Here is a 14736-nt window from a genome sequence, read left to right as displayed (position 1 = left end):
CCATGTCCAGCTTGCCGGAAGAAGTCAGAAGCTGGATATACGACTTCTTTTCCAATGAGCGCTTCGCCGCGTATCTGAAGATCGACGCCCGGCAATGCATAGAAGCCAAGGGCGGCAAGCTCGACTTTTATGGGCTCTCGTCGCTTCGCATCGGCGAGCCTGTTGCCGAGCAGCTTGAATTCATGGAAGGGCTGCTGCCTTGCCCGGAGCTTCCATTTCATATGCCGATGATGGAACTGCCCGGCGGGCATGTCGCGGACCTTCACTTCTTTGGCGAGGGCGACTCGGTGTGGCTGCTCTTTCTCGACGCCACGCCCGAACGCGACCACCAGCAGCGGCTTCAGCAGAAGGCATATGAAATGACGCTCCTGCAGGAGAGGGAGCGTCAACTCAATGCGAAGCTGCAATCGACGAACGAGGCACTGAGGGAGAGCCAGGAGGGTTTGTCGCGCGAGTTCCGGCGCGCCGAATCCCTGCTCCTCAACATTCTTCCGGCCTCGATCGCGGAGCGGCTGAAGGCGGACGAGCAAATTGCAGACAGCCACGCGGAGGTCAGTGTGCTTTTTGCCGACATCGTCGGTTTTACGGAAAGAGCGCGGAGCGTCGGAGCCACGACGACGCTCGCTATCTTGAATTACTTCTTCAGGGCGGCGGATCTGCTCTCGGAACAGCATGGCTGCGAAAAGATCAAGACCATCGGCGATTGCGTGATGGCGGTCGCAGGCCTGCCCGTCGCGCGATCCGATCATGCGCAAGCCCTTGCGAACTATGCGCTCGAACTGCGGGAGGCGGCCAGGCGCGAGCGCTTCGCAGGAGAACCGCTTAGCCTTAGAATTGGAATTCACTCCGGACCGATCGTGGCGGGCGTCATCGGCAAAAGGCGGTTTGTCTATGACCTGTGGGGCGACACCGTCAATCTCGCCGCGCGCATTCAAAAGGCCGCGGAGCCCGATGAAATCCGTATTTCAGATGCAACCCACGAATTGCTCGGACCGGATTTTGCCTGCGACCCACTCGGGGAAACGGAATTGCGTGGCACGGGTCGTGTGCGGATGTGGCGGCTCCGCGGCTGATTTGCCGCTTGGCAGTGCCAAAGGGGGGTCGGCACGCAATCGCTTCTATCCCCGCATAATGCGATAGACGGTAGCATTACCCTCCACGCCTCGAAGAGGCGCGTCAAAGGCCACGACACGATGGCCGGCGAGCAGGTCGCTGACCCCCGGCGCGGAATGGAGCGCCTCGGAAATGCAGACCTGTCCGGCTTCCGCCAAGGACTGCACGCGCGCGGCCACATTCACGGTCTGGCCGAAATAGTCGAGGTTGTCGTTGAGCGTCACGGCAATCGACGGTCCACAGTGGGCACCGATTTTGAGGATGATCCCCGGCCCGTCATGGTCACTGTTGAAACGATCGATTTCTTCAAAGATGTGGAGTGCGGCCGAAATCGCATCCGACGGCTGCGAAAACGCAGCCATCACCGCATCCCCAATCGTCTTGACCACCGCTCCGGAATGTTGCTGAACCGCCGCGTTGACCAGAGCAAAATGCTCGCGGACCAATGCATAGGCGTTGAGGTCACCCAGGCGCTCATACATGGCGGTCGAGCCCTTGAGGTCTGTGAACAGGAAGGTGATCTGCCGGATGCCGAGCCCCTCCTTCTCGTCGACACGTTCGGACCGGAACAGCTGGCGGAACGTTTGCCGCGCAAGCAGCGCTCCGCCGGAGACATAAGGGTCGAAATCGAGCGCCGGCTTGGTGGTCAGCGCGACAAGCTCGGGCGGCCAGTTGATGGCAAGCAATGAACCTCGCACCGGCCCCCTGTTCGCCACCTCAATGACAATCGGACCAGGCGGCACGGCGGGCAACGCCGGCAAGAAGCGTTTGCCGTCATAATCGATCTTCAGAAGCGTCGGCGCCAACACCAGATCGCCTGATATCGGCACAGCGAATGCGGCCTGCGTCTGCACGTTGACGCCCGCAAGGGCGCCCCGTCCCAGGTCGGCGCGGAGCACCGTGGTGGTTCCGGGCGGCAGAAAGGTCATGCCCCGAACGAAGCCGCGCAGAACGTCAACAAAGCGAACGTCTTGCCCGGGTAATCGCCCGTCATGTCCGAAGTGCAGCTTCCAGTGAAAATCCTCGACAGGCAGCGTCTCGGGATCATGGTGCGGCAGGCGCCGCAGTTTCGGCGATATCGAGAAGGTGACCTCAATGAAATCGTCGAGGTCGGTGTCGCCCGACACGTCGCACAGGCCACAGACGTAGTGGGTCTTCAGCGTGCGCAGGGCGCCGAAACTGTCGAGCACCATCCCGGACTGGGGACAGAGCACATCCCAGCTCATGTCGAATAGCCCACAGCGGGCGGCGTGAAGGAAGAGGTCGATTGCTTCAGGCTCGGCGATTGCGCGGTCGCGAGCAAAGGCCAGCGGATTGACACGATAGAGCGAGTGGTCGTCGGCGCTCCTGATCAGCGTCTCGAATTTCGAGATGACGCGTGGGCTCCAGGCCCGGGCCTGCTCCACCTTGGTCATCTTGCTTTCGAGAAGACGATCGTCGACTACAGTCACGCTCGATCCTCACCTTGCCTGGCGACAGCCTACTAAAAAATCAGTGCGATGCGAATGGGTTGACTTCCTTGGTTGTACGACAGTCGGCCTGGATCAGCATGACGTTTCGTCGAACCGCCAGCCTGATCTATCTCCTGGTGGAGCTTTCCTACTCCGTTGTGCTGGCTTTTTTCCTGCGCCGATTGGTGTGCGACTGCGCGACGGCCAGTTTCAACTCAGGTGTGATCTCCAAGGGCGCATTCTCTGCCCCATGTGGGCTCTGCAGCCCCTCGACGTGAACGGTCGGGAATGGCAGTTCGATGCCCTGCTCCTTGAAGACCTGGCGGACGCGTACATAGAATTTGCGTTTCATGCCGAAGGCACCTCCCGGTCTGGTTGTGACCTTGACCCTCAACACGATACCGTACTCGCCGAATTCCTGTACGCCCTGCATCTTGATCGGTGAAAGCACCCAGGGTTTGAATTCGGGATCCTCCGCCAGTTCGAGGCCTATTCGCTTGATCAGCTTGCGAGCGAAGTCGATGTCGGTGTCATAGCCGACGGTGATGTTGAATTTGTCGGTAACCCAGTCACGGCTCTGGTTCTGGACGGCTCCGAGTTCACCGAAAGGTATTGTGAACAGCGAGCCACGATGGTGGCGCAGCTTCACCGAGCGCAGCGAAAAGCTCTCCACCGTCCCCACATAACGGCCGGCTGTAATGTATTCGCCGACACGAAACGCATCATCGAGCAGAAAAAACACGCCCGAAATGACGTCCTTGACCAGGGTCTGCGCCCCAAATCCCACAGCGACGCCAACGACGCCAGCGCCGGCGATCAGCGGGCCGATCTGGATGCCGACCGATGCGAGCATCATCAGCACCGCCATAACGACGATCACTGCCAGCAGAATGTTTTGGATGATCGGCAAGAGCGTGTGCAGCCGCGCCTGCTGCGGATCGACGACCGGCATCTCCTCGTCGCTGATCTCCGCGTGCTGCGTTTCGATGCCCAGCTTTCTCTCGATCAAGGCTTTGATGATCGACCAGCCGAAATCGGCGGCAAGGGCAATGACCACGACATTGATCAAGCCGCGCAATATGAGCGTGGTCGTCGTGTTGCTGTCCTGCATCGACTGCATGTCCAGACCCCAGGCACGCGCAAGAAGGTAAGCCGCCGCCAGGATCAAGATCATCCGGATTGCGCGATCGATGACAGCGATCGTCACCGCCGGGATCGTAGGCCGGCCAGCCTCTTCTGAACCCGGCCGCAGGACGAAATTAACCCCGCGCTGCGTCAACACGATTGCCAAAGGCAGGAAGAATGCGGCGAAGGTAAACCAGAACAATATGGGCAGGCCGGCGATGCGCAGCAGGAAAAGGCCGATGAAGTAAGCAGTCAAAAACCATGTCGCTGCCGTGTGACCTGCTTGGTGCGCGTCCTCTCGCCGTGTTCTTGGCCGACGCCAAACGGCAAGCAGAAAGAGCAGCAGCAGCACGAAATCGGCACCTACCGACAGCACCAGCATTCCGTCCTGATCAATGCCGAGACCCGGCAAGAGGATGAACGCGGCGGCGAAGAAGGCGAAGACGCCGAATATCCTGGGTACCCAATAGAACCAATGGTCGGCCGTTTCGTTGGTGACCGGCAAAGCGCGAACCTCGACAGCGTTTTCGACCTGCATGAAGGAGGGGACGAGCAGGGCTGCGAGGTACATGCGCACAGCCGCTGTGGCGACCGCAGCCATCAGAAAGGTCAGCACGATCTCGCGGATAAGCATTGGCCAGTCGAACAAGATGAACGCGCCGGCGCTGCCCAGCGCGAACGAGACGATCAGCAGGCTGGAATAAAGCGTGCGGCCACCAATCTTCTTGGCCCGTCCGACTGGCGTATCTTTCGATTGTGCGATGATCCAAAGACGAAACGGGCGGGTGAGCTTGTACGTTGCCCAGCTGAGCGCCACGCCGGCAGCGATGAATATAGCGACCAGCAAAAGCACGCCGGCGGGGCCTCTTCTGGACATATCCTCCATGGTCTCTGCCCGAATGCGTGCGAACTGGCCTGGCAGCGAGGGCAAGGTTCGCACGATCCGTTCGATATGGTGCTTGATCCGATCGAGCGTCGAGGACGCCATCGTATTCATCCGGCCTGGCGCGGACACGGCGGCGGACGATGCGCCGGACGGCGAAGCTCCCGCCGCGGCAGGAGCTCCCGTCGGCCCGGCGTCCTGCTTTCGTTGTTCGGCCACCCAGGCCTTCACCGACGGATCGTCGAGAAGCTCGAACAGTTGCTTGACTTTTTCCGGCGGAACGGTCGCCGGCGCCTGCGCCTGTGACGGACCAGCCAACAAGAGGGCGATGCCAAAGACGAACGGCCCGGCAATCCGGACAAGCATGGCAGTTAGATATCCGGGACGTCGTGCCCAGCGCGCCGGTTCCCCGGCTACCAATCGTCGAATCTTGAGTCGCATCGCGCTGTAACCTTCCGGTCAAATCGGCAAGCAACGACATCTACGTCCGTCGTTGCCCTACCTTGAAGAAACCGACATTGCCGTGCAAGACGTCGCCGTCCCAGAGCGCGCGATCGAAGTGCCTCTCAAAGTTTCCCGCCCTATTGGATGTGATCCCCAATGTTCATCAAAGGGATGAGGTCCGCTCCCACTCAATTTACGTGGACGACGACGTAGCGTCCGCCATAGGGTTGATAATATGTGCTGCCGCAGTGCCAAAGCACGGTTCCGTTGATCGAGGTCTTCACGCACGCCGCCGGGAGCCTGGCCACGTAAATGGTCGAGCGGCGGATCGTTCGGCGCGTGGTGCGCCTCGCGACGCCTGCGACGCTGCCAGGCGTGAGCGGATGGCCAACTCGCGCCTGCGCGTCGCCGACGAAAGGAGCGAAGGGCGCAAGGGCATCGATGAGCCCCGCAAACATCAAGGCGACGACGATCCCGGCAGCGCCGGTCAATCTCAAGCTAGGTCTCGTCATTTTTGATCCTCCCAAGAGCTCACCGCTCCGTGCGTTTTTATCTCCGGCCTACGCAGCCACGCATCCGACGCAAGCCTGTGCCGAACCGTAACCAAACTGGTCCCCACCTTGCGGCCGGAGCCGGTATATAGTTGCATTTTAGAATCTACTAATTCTGAAGTTCGACTTCTATCCGGATTGCGCAAATTCCATCGAACCGCTTGCAATGATGACCGGCATTTCTCGGCGCAGGTTGCGCCCCAGTCACGATCTTCCGGCGCGCTGCAGTGTTTCGTAGGGAGATTCGCCGAAGAACAGTCGATAATTCGCGGCGAAGCGGCCCAGATGGGTGATCCCCACATCCATAGCGACTGCAGTAACGCTCAAACCGTCAGCACGTGCCGTGGTAAGGAGCCGTCTGGCTTCGTTGAGGCGGAGCGCTCTGATGAATTCGAGCGGGGTTACAGCGAACGTAGTGCGAAAGGCGTACTCCAGCTGTCGACGGCTTACACCGATTTCCTTGCACAGTCGAACGATGGGTATGTCTTCCTGGATATGAGTGCGAATGAAATCCTCGGCCGCCGACGCTTGTCTTAAATGACGACTCGTGGAACCGGCTGTCCCGGTCTCACGAATGTCTGCGCCCGCGAAGGCGTCAGCCACCACCCCTAGATATTCCATGAACGCAGCTGGAGGCTGCTCCGGCAGAACCGAACCGCCTGCAGATGTCCCGAGGCGGTCTGCCATCGATTTCATTTGGCGCCGGATTCTTTGCGCTTCCTCAGGGGCGAGCCGAACTGCGGCCAGGCGATCTCTGATCTGCTCGATGACCATTCCAGCAGCAATCGACTGGATCTCTATCCAGGTCGCGGTCGGAACTATGGCGACTGCGTAAGTCAGACCGCGCCGGACCGTTGCCGTCACGCCCGTGCCGGCCGGGATTGCCAATATCAAGTCGTCTTCGAGCGGGATGCCGCATATTGTCGATCCGCTGGCCCGTTCGATGGCCAGTAATGCCACGGAGCCTGGATCGAAACCGCCACGGGCGCGGAAGGCGCAGTTGAATTCTGGCAGGTCGAGCGCCCACTTGCCGGGGGACTGGATTTGCCGGATGCGTGAGGGAAGCCAGCCGGCCGAAAGCCTGTCGACCGTCACGGGCAAACCAGAGGCGGCGCTGGTAAGGTGGTCAGGGCCAAGTAGCACATCCCTGTACGAAGGCGATGAAGGCCACGTGGGCAAGCAAGGCGTCCTTTGCGCAAAGTGGATAGAAGAACGATTGTATTAGCATTAGCTTAAGCGCAAATTGCGCGAGATCAATCGGCACTTAGGTACCCCGACCAACGGCTTAGTGGGGATAGACCGTGCGGCCAAGTGGACAGAGCGCAAGGCGAGGGTTCATCCCAACAGGGAGAGTGGTCTCTGCTTGGGATAGTCGGGCAGCAAAAACGACAAATGGGGACGATGATGAAGAAATTTCGTTTGGCCGTCCTGGCAACGGCAGGTGCATTGGTACTTGGTGCGGCCAACGCTTTTGCAGCAGACATCACCAAGCCACAAGATGAAGGTTGGACCTTTACCGTCGCCCCGTATCTGTGGGCATCGGGCATCAAGGGCGAAAGCGGCCTCTTCGGATTCCCGCCTCAGGATATCGATGTGAGTTTCAGCGATGTGCTGCACCACCTCAAATTCGGGTTTATGGGGCTCACGGAGGCTCGCAATGGGCCTTTCACAATCAGCACGGACATAGTGTATGCCAAGCTCGACGCCAACATAGGTACCCCGAGAGGAATCCTCGCCTCCAACATCGACGCGACGGTGAGCACCTTCATGGGCACCGCGCTCGGTGGTTACAGCGTCTACTATCAGGATGGGATGAATTTCGATCTTGTCGCCGGCGCCCGTCTCTGGTCGGTCGACAACAGTTTCGACTTTCATGGAGGTGCGCTGGATGGCAGGTCGGCCAGCGACGGAGACACATGGGTCGATCCGGTGATCGGCGCCAAATTCAAGGCCGACGTCGGTAACGGATTCTACCTGGCCGGCTGGGGCCTCGTCGGCGGCTTCGGCGCCGGATCCAAATCGATGTGGGACCTGATGGGAGGCGCCGGGTATCAGTTCAACGACAAGATGTCGATGTTCGTCGGCTATCGGGCCGTACACGACAATTACAGCCACGACGGCTTCGTGAACAAACTCACCCAGCAGGGTCCAATGCTGGGGTTCACCTATCAATTCTCACCAGCCCATCCAGGATAATAGCGGATTGATATGAAGTGGCGGGTTCCGGGCGGCGCTTGCGACTGCTGAGAATGAGGATTTGCGGCGTGAAATACCTTTTTGGCCGCACCCGGAACGTTGAAACCGCCCGGCAGGTCCATCCCGCTGGGCGGCGCTCCCCATGGCCAGCAATGCCGGCCCAGATATCAAAACTTTGCGCAAAGTGGATAGCGGCACGGTTGTACTAGGAATAACCTGGAACCCGAATAGCGCGAAATCAAACAGCGCAGGAATATCGCCGACGAACGGCGAGTGGGGATTATGCGCAGGCTGAACCAACTCCAGAGACGTGCACAGAGGGCACCGGGTGCTCCTGAAGCAATCATCTGTTGTGTAGCTGGCGACTGCCTGGCGGGAGATCTGCGATCAGACGCGAATTGGCTTTGAGTGGAGCGGCACGAATTAGCAGACCAGGGGCGTAACATGAGCAACGATCGTGACTTCCCGGCTGAAGCCGGCATAACCAGCAAAATTACGCGGCGGGACGCATTGATGGCCGGGACGGCTGCCGCCGTTTCGCGATTGGCCGTACCCGTCGGCCTTTCAGGCGCACTCGCCGGGCTCGCCGGCGTCCAGGCTGAGGCGGCAGGGCCATCGCAGCCGAACATCGTCTTCATCGTTGCGGACGATCAGGGTTGGAAAGACGTCGGCTATCACGGATCAGACATCAAGACGCCTAACATCGACAAGCTTGCCTCGGACGGGGCGAAGCTCGAAGAATATTACGTGCAGCCGATGTGCACACCGACGCGTTGCGCCCTTATGACCGGCCGCTATCCGCTACGATATGGCATGCAGGTTGGCGTCGTCCCCGCCGCGGGGACCTATGGTCTTCCCCTCGACGAGACCCTTCTTCCGCAAATCCTCAGAGAAGCTGGCTATCAGACGGCGATGAGCGGTAAATGGCATCTCGGTCACGCCAAGACGGATTACTGGCCGAAACAACGTGGATTTGATTCATTCTACGGGGCAACGGTCGGCGAGATCGACCATTTCAAACATGCTTCGCACGGTATCGCGGACTGGTACAGGAACAACAAGCCGATCAAGGAGCCGGGCTTCGACAACACCCTGTTCGGTCAGGAGGCCGTCCGAGTCATCAAGGCTCACGATCAGAAGAAGCCACTCTTTCTCTACCTCGCCTTCACCGCGCCCCACACGCCGTTCCAGGCGCCGAAGGAGTATCTCGACCGGTATAAGAACATCGCCGATGAGAACCGGAGAGCCTATGCCGCCATGATCTCGGTGATCGATGACGAGATCGGAAATGTCGTCGCCGCCCTCGAGGAGAAGGGAATTCGGGACAATACCCTGATCGTTTTCATGAGCGACAATGGCGGCGTCGTCAACTCGATGTTCACGGGCGACTCGAAGGTGAGCGGTAAGCTGCCGGCGGATAATGGCCCCTATCGCGACGGCAAAGGCACCCTCTATGAGGGCGGCACCCGCTCGGTCGCATTCATGAACTGGCCCGGCAAGATCAAACCTGGCGTCTTCAATGGCCTCATGCACGTCGTTGACATGTTGCCCACATTGGCCGGGCTGGCTGGTGCCAAGCCCGGCAAGGACAAACCTCTGGACGGCATGGATATGTGGCCGTCCATCAGCGAGGGAAAGCCTTCGCCGCGCACGGAGATCGTCTACAATGTCGATCCGATGACCGGCGCGGTGCGCGAGGGCGACTGGAAACTGGTGTGGGGGGCGTCGCTGCCGCAAAAGATTGAGCTTTTCAATTTGGCGCAGGACAAATCGGAAGCCACCAATCTGGCCGATAAGAACCCAGACAAAGTCAAGGCGTTGCAGGCAAGGATTACCGAGCTCGCGTCCCAGATGAAACCGCCGCTGCTGCTGATGGAGGCTGTGCGGCTGACCTATTTCACGCCGCTGGTGACACCAAGCCCGGAAGACATGTTCGCCGCGGGAGATTGAAAGGCGGATGCGTTCTGCCGTTCAGACGAGACCAGCCGATGAATGAGGCTCGACTTGCCGCAAGGCCGGCGATTTCGTCAAACGGCGATATGCTTTGGATCCCCGGCGGCGAATTCCTCATGGGCTCGGACAGCCACTATCCGGAAGAGGCGCCGGCGCATCGCGTCGTCGTCGGCGGCTTCTGGATGGATCGCACGACCGTCACGAATGCCGAGTTCAGACGCTTCGTCGAGGCCAGCGGTTACGTCACGCTGGCCGAGCGTCCGGCAAATGCCGCGGACTATCCCGGAGCCAGCGCCGAGGCCTTGGCGCCGGCCTCGGCCCTGTTCGTCAGACCTCCGCGCGGCATTGATCGCAACAATCATTACAACTGGTGGGCCTACGTGCGTGGCGCCAACTGGCGGCATCCGCGGGGCCCTGCGAGCGGTCTCAAGGGGCTCGAAAGCCATCCTGTCGTGCACATCGCCTGCGAGGACGCGGAAGCTTATGCGAGCTGGGCAGGGAAGGCGCTGCCGACCGAGGCCGAGTGGGAGTTCGCCGCGCGCGGCGGGCTGGACGGCGCCGACTTCGTATGGGGCGACGAACTGACCCCAGGCGGCCAGCATATGGCCAACACCTATCAGGGCGAGTTTCCCTATCGCAACGACTGTGAGGACGGCTACGAATGGACCGCGCCGGTCGGCTCGTTCCCGGCAAACGGCTATGGACTTTGTGACATGGCCGGCAATGTCTGGCAGTGGACTGCCGACTGGTATCAGGAGCACCGCCGGATCGAGAGCCCCTGTTGCACGATGGACAATCCGCGCGGCGGGGAGCGGGACGCGAGCTACGATCCGCTGAAGCCCGACATTCGGATTCCGCGCAAGGTCACCAAAGGCGGGTCCTTCCTGTGCGCCCCCAGCTACTGCCGCCGTTACCGCCCGGCTGCTCGCATGGCGCAGCCCGTGGATACCTCCACCTGCCACCTTGGGTTTCGGTGCATCGCGCGTTCGTCGTGACGAGCACGCGCTGAGATGTTCAGGTCGGGGAAGACAGGACCTAGCGCTTCGTGCGAATGTAGCTTCATGAAGGGCATCGGATTCTTGTTGCCGTCCCCTACACCACGAAATGCGGAACCAGAGTGAACAGCGCTGTCTGGCCTTTCGCATCGCGCCGGTTGCATGGGAGACGATGAATTCGCGGACGGAGAGGGGCGATCTGCGGCCTCTTGGTAATACGAATTGAAAATTGCGCCCTCATGTTTCACAACAGGTCGGTTAGGCCTCAGGATGGCTTGCCCAACCGCCCAGGCTCCTCAAGGTGAGAATTCGAAAAGACGTTCAACAATGACCCAGCACGCACAAGACGCTCGAATTCTCATGTACAGCCACGACACGTTCGGGCTCGGCCACCTGCAGCGCTGCAGGACGATCGCGCATTCGCTGGTCGAGGATTTCCGCGGACTTCAGGTGCTGATCATTTCAGGCGCGCCTATCGCCGGCGCCTTCGACTATCGCGCCCGTGTCGACTTCGTGAAGATCCCCAGCGTCATCAAGTTGCGCAACGGCGAGTACACCTCGCTGGAAAAGGATATCGATCTGCATGAGACCCTCAGGATGCGGCAGTCCATCATCCGCCACACCGCCGAGACCTTCCGGCCGGATATCTTCATCGTCGACAAGGAACCGCTCGGCCTGCGCGGTGAGATCGAGGACACGCTGTCCTACCTCAAGACGCGGGGTACCACGCTCGTGCTTGGCCTGCGCGAGGTGATGGATGCGCCGCATCTGCTCGAAGCAGAGTGGGCACGCAGGGATGTGATGCGCAAGATAGGCCTGTTCTACGACAAGGTCTGGGCCTATGGCCCGCCGGATTTCTACGATCCGTTGACCGGCTTGGATGTGCCGCCGGCTGTCAGGGCAAAGATGAGGTTCGTCGGTTTCCTGCAACGGCGCCTGCAGCGGATCGAGTTGCCCGGCCACCGGCCCGAGGGCGAGTATATCCTTGTTACCACCGGGGGCGGCGGTGACGGCGCGGAACTGATCCACGACGTCATCGATGCCTATCAGCAGAACCCGCAATTGCAGCATAGGGCCCTGATCGTGCTTGGGCCCTACATGCCGGCGCGCAAGCGCAACAAGCTGCTCAAGAAGGGGGCCAAGATCCCCTACATCAAGATCATCGAGTTCGACAACCGCATGGAAGACCTGATTGCCGGGGCCAAGGCGGTAGTGGCGATGGGCGGTTACAACACCTATTGCGAGATACTGTCTTTCGACAAGCCGGCGCTGATCGTGCCGCGCACCGAGCCTCGGGAGGAACAACTGATCCGCGCTCGGCGCGCAGCCGAACTCGGCCTCATCGAGATGCTTTTGCCGGACGAAGCCAAGGATTCCCAGCGGTTTGCCGATGCACTGGTGGCGCTGCCGGACCGGCCCCGCCCATCCCAGAGCAATGCGCATCTGAGGCTGGAAGGACTGCCCCATATTTCCGAAATCGTCGCGGAACTGCTCGACCGGCGGGCTGGCCATCACCTTTCGGTCATCGAAGGACTGAACTGAGTTGCAACGTCGCAAGATCGTCGTGGTTCTGAAGGGCTATCCGCGGCTGTCGGAAACCTTCATCGCGCAGGAACTGCTTGGTCTGGAGCGTGCGGGGTTCGACCTGGTACTCGTCGCGCTCAGGCGGCCGACCGACGCAAAACGCCACCCCGTGCATGACGAGATCAAAGCGCCCGTCCATTATCTGCCGGAATATTTGCATGAAGAGCCGCTGCGCGTGGTTCGCTCACTGTTTGCTTGTCTGCCGCGTCCGGGCTTCTGGCGCGCGCTCGGATCGCTGGCCACCGATATCCCCCGCGACTTTACGCGCAATCGCGTGCGCCGCTTCGGGCAGGCACTGGTGCTGGCGGCCGAATGGCCGGAGGACGCGGGATGGTTGCATGCACATTTCGCGCACACGCCGGCATCGGTGACGCGCTATGCCAGCCTGCTTCGTAGCCTGCCTTGGAGTTGCTCGGCCCATGCCAAGGACATCTGGACTTCGGCAGACTGGGATCTGGCCGGCAAGCTTTCCTCGGCGCGTTGGACGGTAACTTGCACGAAAACCGGCTTCGACCGTCTGAAAGAACTCGCCAACGGCAAGTCGTCCGTGCATCTGAGCTATCATGGGCTCGATCTTGATCGCTTTGGCAGTTTCGGCGAGACGCGAAAGCAGCATAACGGCTCGGCGCCGGACGAACCGGTTGTCGTTCTGAGTGTCGGGCGCGCCGTTGAAAAGAAGGGTTACGATACCTTGCTGGAGGCCCTTGCCCTCTTGCCTGGCGATTTGGCGTGGCGTTTCGAGCATATCGGCGGCGGCGAGGAACTGGAGCGGCTCAAGGCACTGGCGCGAAAGCTCGGCCTGGATGGCCGCGTCTCCTGGAAAGGCGCGCTTGCGCAGAAAGAGGTGCTTGAGCACTACCGGAGCGCCGACATATTCGCCCTGGCCTGCAGGATCACCGCAAATGGCGACCGGGACGGTCTGCCGAATGTCCTGGTGGAGGCGGCCAGCCAGCGGCTTGCCTGCGTGTCGACCGATATTTCTGGCGTGCCGGAGCTTTTATCGCCGGATGAAACCGGGCTGCTGGTTCCGACGGAAAACCCGATTGCCCTGGCACAGGCGCTGGAGCGCCTGATCCGTGATCCCGTGCTGCGCGCTCGCCTCGGCGACGCCGCGGAACGGCGCGTGCGAAGCAATTTCGATCATATGGCAAGCATTGGACAGCTCAAGCAACTGTTCCAACAGGAGTGGCAGGCTGCCGAATGAAGCGGCTGAGAGTCTTCTTGTATGTCCAGCACCTGCTCGGCATTGGCCATCTTGCGCGCGCCAGCCGTATCGCAGCGGCTCTGGTCGATGACGGGTTTGACGTAACCGTCGTGACCGGCGGCGCGCCGATCGCGGGGTTTCCGGGATTGGGGGTGAAATCTGTGCCCCTGCCACCTGTCACCTCAGGTGACGAAGGATTTTCCGGACTTGTCGACCTGCAGGGCAAGCCCATCGACGATGATTTCAAGAAACGGCGTTCAGAGACGCTGCTGCAGGCATACCGGGATTGCAGGCCTGATATCGTCATTATCGAGGCGTTTCCATTTGGGCGCCGGCAGATGCGTTTCGAACTTTTGCCGCTGATCGAGGCCATCAACGCGACCTCGCCCAAACCGCTGCTGGCGACGTCCGTCCGCGATATCCTTCAGGAGCGCGTCAAGCCGGGCCGAAATGAGGAAACGGTCGATCTCATCAACAGGCATTTCGACCTTGTGATGGTCCACGGCGATCCGGCTTTCGCAACCATCGACAAGACTTTTCCACTGGCTGGGGCGATCAGGGCCGAGGTCAGCTACACAGGGCTCGTTGCCGCGCCGCCACCGCCCGCGGCCAGCGAGCGCTTCGACGTTCTGGTGTCGGTTGGCGGCGGGGCTGCCGGAAGGAGCCTTGTCAGTTCCACCATCGCAGCGGCGCGGAATGCCAACAATGGCTGGAAATGGTGTTTGATCACCGGCCCAAACCTGCCGAAAGACGAGTTTGACGCGATCGCACGCGATGCCAGGCCGGGCCTGTCCGTCTTCCGCTTCCGCGAGGATTTCGCCAGCTTGCTGACCGGCGCCCGGCTGTCGGTCTCGCAGGCGGGTTACAACACGGTCTGCGATGTCCTGCGCGCGGGTTGTCGCTCCCTGCTTGTTCCATTTGCAGCCGGCGGGGAAACCGAACAAACGGTTCGCGCCCTGATGCTCGAAGAACTCGGTCTTGCAACGGTGCTGATGGAAAAGGACCTGACGCCTGAACGCTTGGCGCAAGCGATCGCACGGGCGCTTTCGGGACCGGCGCCGTCCGCGCATCGTCTCGATCTGGAAGGGGCGCGTCACTCGGCGCAAATCCTGCGCGAGCGGCTTCGAACATGGTCCCTAAAAATGAGGCCCGGTCTCGGAAGAGGGGCATGATCAAACAGACGGCGGGGCCTAAAGCGCGTCGCGCTGAAACGGATTCAGTCGACGCGCTTTAAGTC

At 60.7% G+C, this 14736-nt stretch carries 11 protein-coding genes; 7 read left to right on the top strand and 4 right to left on the bottom strand.

The window, feature by feature from the left end:
* Positions 1 to 2: 2 nt before the first annotated feature.
* A complete protein-coding gene (locus EN869_RS26700) occupies positions 3 to 1073 on the top strand; it encodes an adenylate/guanylate cyclase domain-containing protein (RefSeq protein WP_127229921.1) in 1071 nt (356 codons plus the stop codon).
* Between the two features lie 45 nt (positions 1074 to 1118).
* Here EN869_RS26700 and EN869_RS26695 read toward each other — a convergent pair whose 3' ends face one another.
* From EN869_RS26695 to EN869_RS26680, 4 genes are all read right to left on the bottom strand, one after another.
* A complete protein-coding gene (locus tag EN869_RS26695; RefSeq protein WP_127229922.1) occupies positions 1119 to 2564 on the bottom strand; it encodes an adenylate/guanylate cyclase domain-containing protein in 1446 nt (481 codons plus the stop codon).
* Positions 2565 to 2712: 148 nt separating this feature from the next.
* Positions 2713 to 4938: a mechanosensitive ion channel family protein gene (locus EN869_RS26690; protein ID WP_127229923.1), complete on the bottom strand. Its 2226-nt coding sequence runs from the start codon at positions 4936 to 4938 to the stop codon at positions 2713 to 2715.
* Positions 4939 to 5204: 266 nt separating this feature from the next.
* Positions 5205 to 5474, bottom strand: a complete 270-nt coding sequence (locus EN869_RS26685; protein ID WP_245489345.1) for a hypothetical protein — start codon at positions 5472 to 5474, stop codon at positions 5205 to 5207.
* Between the two features lie 297 nt (positions 5475 to 5771).
* A complete protein-coding gene (locus EN869_RS26680; RefSeq protein ID WP_127229925.1) occupies positions 5772 to 6662 on the bottom strand; it encodes a helix-turn-helix domain-containing protein in 891 nt (296 codons plus the stop codon).
* A 309-nt stretch (positions 6663 to 6971) separates the two neighbouring features.
* On the opposite strand from EN869_RS26680, the gene EN869_RS26675 reads away from it, so the two are divergent.
* The 6 genes from EN869_RS26675 (at position 6972) to EN869_RS26650 (ending at position 14671) form a co-directional block, all read left to right on the top strand.
* Positions 6972 to 7763: a hypothetical protein gene (locus EN869_RS26675; protein ID WP_127229926.1), complete on the top strand. Its 792-nt coding sequence runs from the start codon at positions 6972 to 6974 to the stop codon at positions 7761 to 7763.
* A 444-nt stretch (positions 7764 to 8207) separates the two neighbouring features.
* Positions 8208 to 9713, top strand: coding sequence for an arylsulfatase (locus EN869_RS26670; RefSeq protein WP_127229927.1), 1506 nt, complete (start codon positions 8208 to 8210; stop codon positions 9711 to 9713).
* A gap of 38 nt (positions 9714 to 9751) precedes the next feature.
* Entirely contained in the window at positions 9752 to 10711 is a 960-nt protein-coding gene (locus EN869_RS26665) for a formylglycine-generating enzyme family protein (protein ID WP_127229928.1), read from the top strand.
* Positions 10712 to 11038: 327 nt separating this feature from the next.
* Positions 11039 to 12253 (top strand): glycosyltransferase family protein, encoded by a 1215-nt coding sequence (locus EN869_RS26660; protein WP_127229929.1) that lies wholly within the window; start codon positions 11039 to 11041, stop codon positions 12251 to 12253.
* Position 12254: 1 nt separating this feature from the next.
* Positions 12255 to 13499 (top strand): glycosyltransferase, encoded by a 1245-nt coding sequence (locus EN869_RS26655; protein WP_127229930.1) that lies wholly within the window; start codon positions 12255 to 12257, stop codon positions 13497 to 13499.
* Positions 13496 to 14671: a glycosyltransferase family protein gene (locus EN869_RS26650; protein ID WP_127229931.1), complete on the top strand. Its 1176-nt coding sequence runs from the start codon at positions 13496 to 13498 to the stop codon at positions 14669 to 14671. The genes EN869_RS26655 and EN869_RS26650 overlap by 4 nt, the downstream gene beginning before the upstream one ends.
* Positions 14672 to 14736 lie beyond the last annotated feature (65 nt).

The sequence above is a fragment of the Mesorhizobium sp. M2D.F.Ca.ET.226.01.1.1 genome (assembly GCF_004022705.2).
In the GTDB taxonomy this organism is placed as follows: Bacteria; Pseudomonadota; Alphaproteobacteria; order Rhizobiales; family Rhizobiaceae; genus Mesorhizobium.
The sequence above is the reverse complement of the archived record's forward strand: the minus strand, read 5'-3'. Positions and strand labels throughout refer to the sequence as shown.

Bases quoted from the DNA above. Each gene is read 5' to 3' on its own strand.
- EN869_RS26700 (WP_127229921.1), top strand. From the start codon at position 3: ATGTCCAGCTTGCCGGAAGAAGTCAGAAGCTGGATATACGACTTCTTT.
- EN869_RS26690 (WP_127229923.1), bottom strand. From the start codon at position 4,938: ATGCTTGTCCGGATTGCCGGGCCGTTCGTCTTTGGCATCGCCCTCTTG.
- EN869_RS26685 (WP_245489345.1), bottom strand. From the start codon at position 5,474: ATGTTTGCGGGGCTCATCGATGCCCTTGCGCCCTTCGCTCCTTTCGTC.
- EN869_RS26675 (WP_127229926.1), top strand. From the start codon at position 6,972: ATGAAGAAATTTCGTTTGGCCGTCCTGGCAACGGCAGGTGCATTGGTA.
- EN869_RS26670 (WP_127229927.1), top strand. From the start codon at position 8,208: ATGAGCAACGATCGTGACTTCCCGGCTGAAGCCGGCATAACCAGCAAA.
- EN869_RS26665 (WP_127229928.1), top strand. From the start codon at position 9,752: ATGAATGAGGCTCGACTTGCCGCAAGGCCGGCGATTTCGTCAAACGGC.
- EN869_RS26660 (WP_127229929.1), top strand. From the start codon at position 11,039: ATGACCCAGCACGCACAAGACGCTCGAATTCTCATGTACAGCCACGAC.
- EN869_RS26650 (WP_127229931.1), top strand. From the start codon at position 13,496: ATGAAGCGGCTGAGAGTCTTCTTGTATGTCCAGCACCTGCTCGGCATT.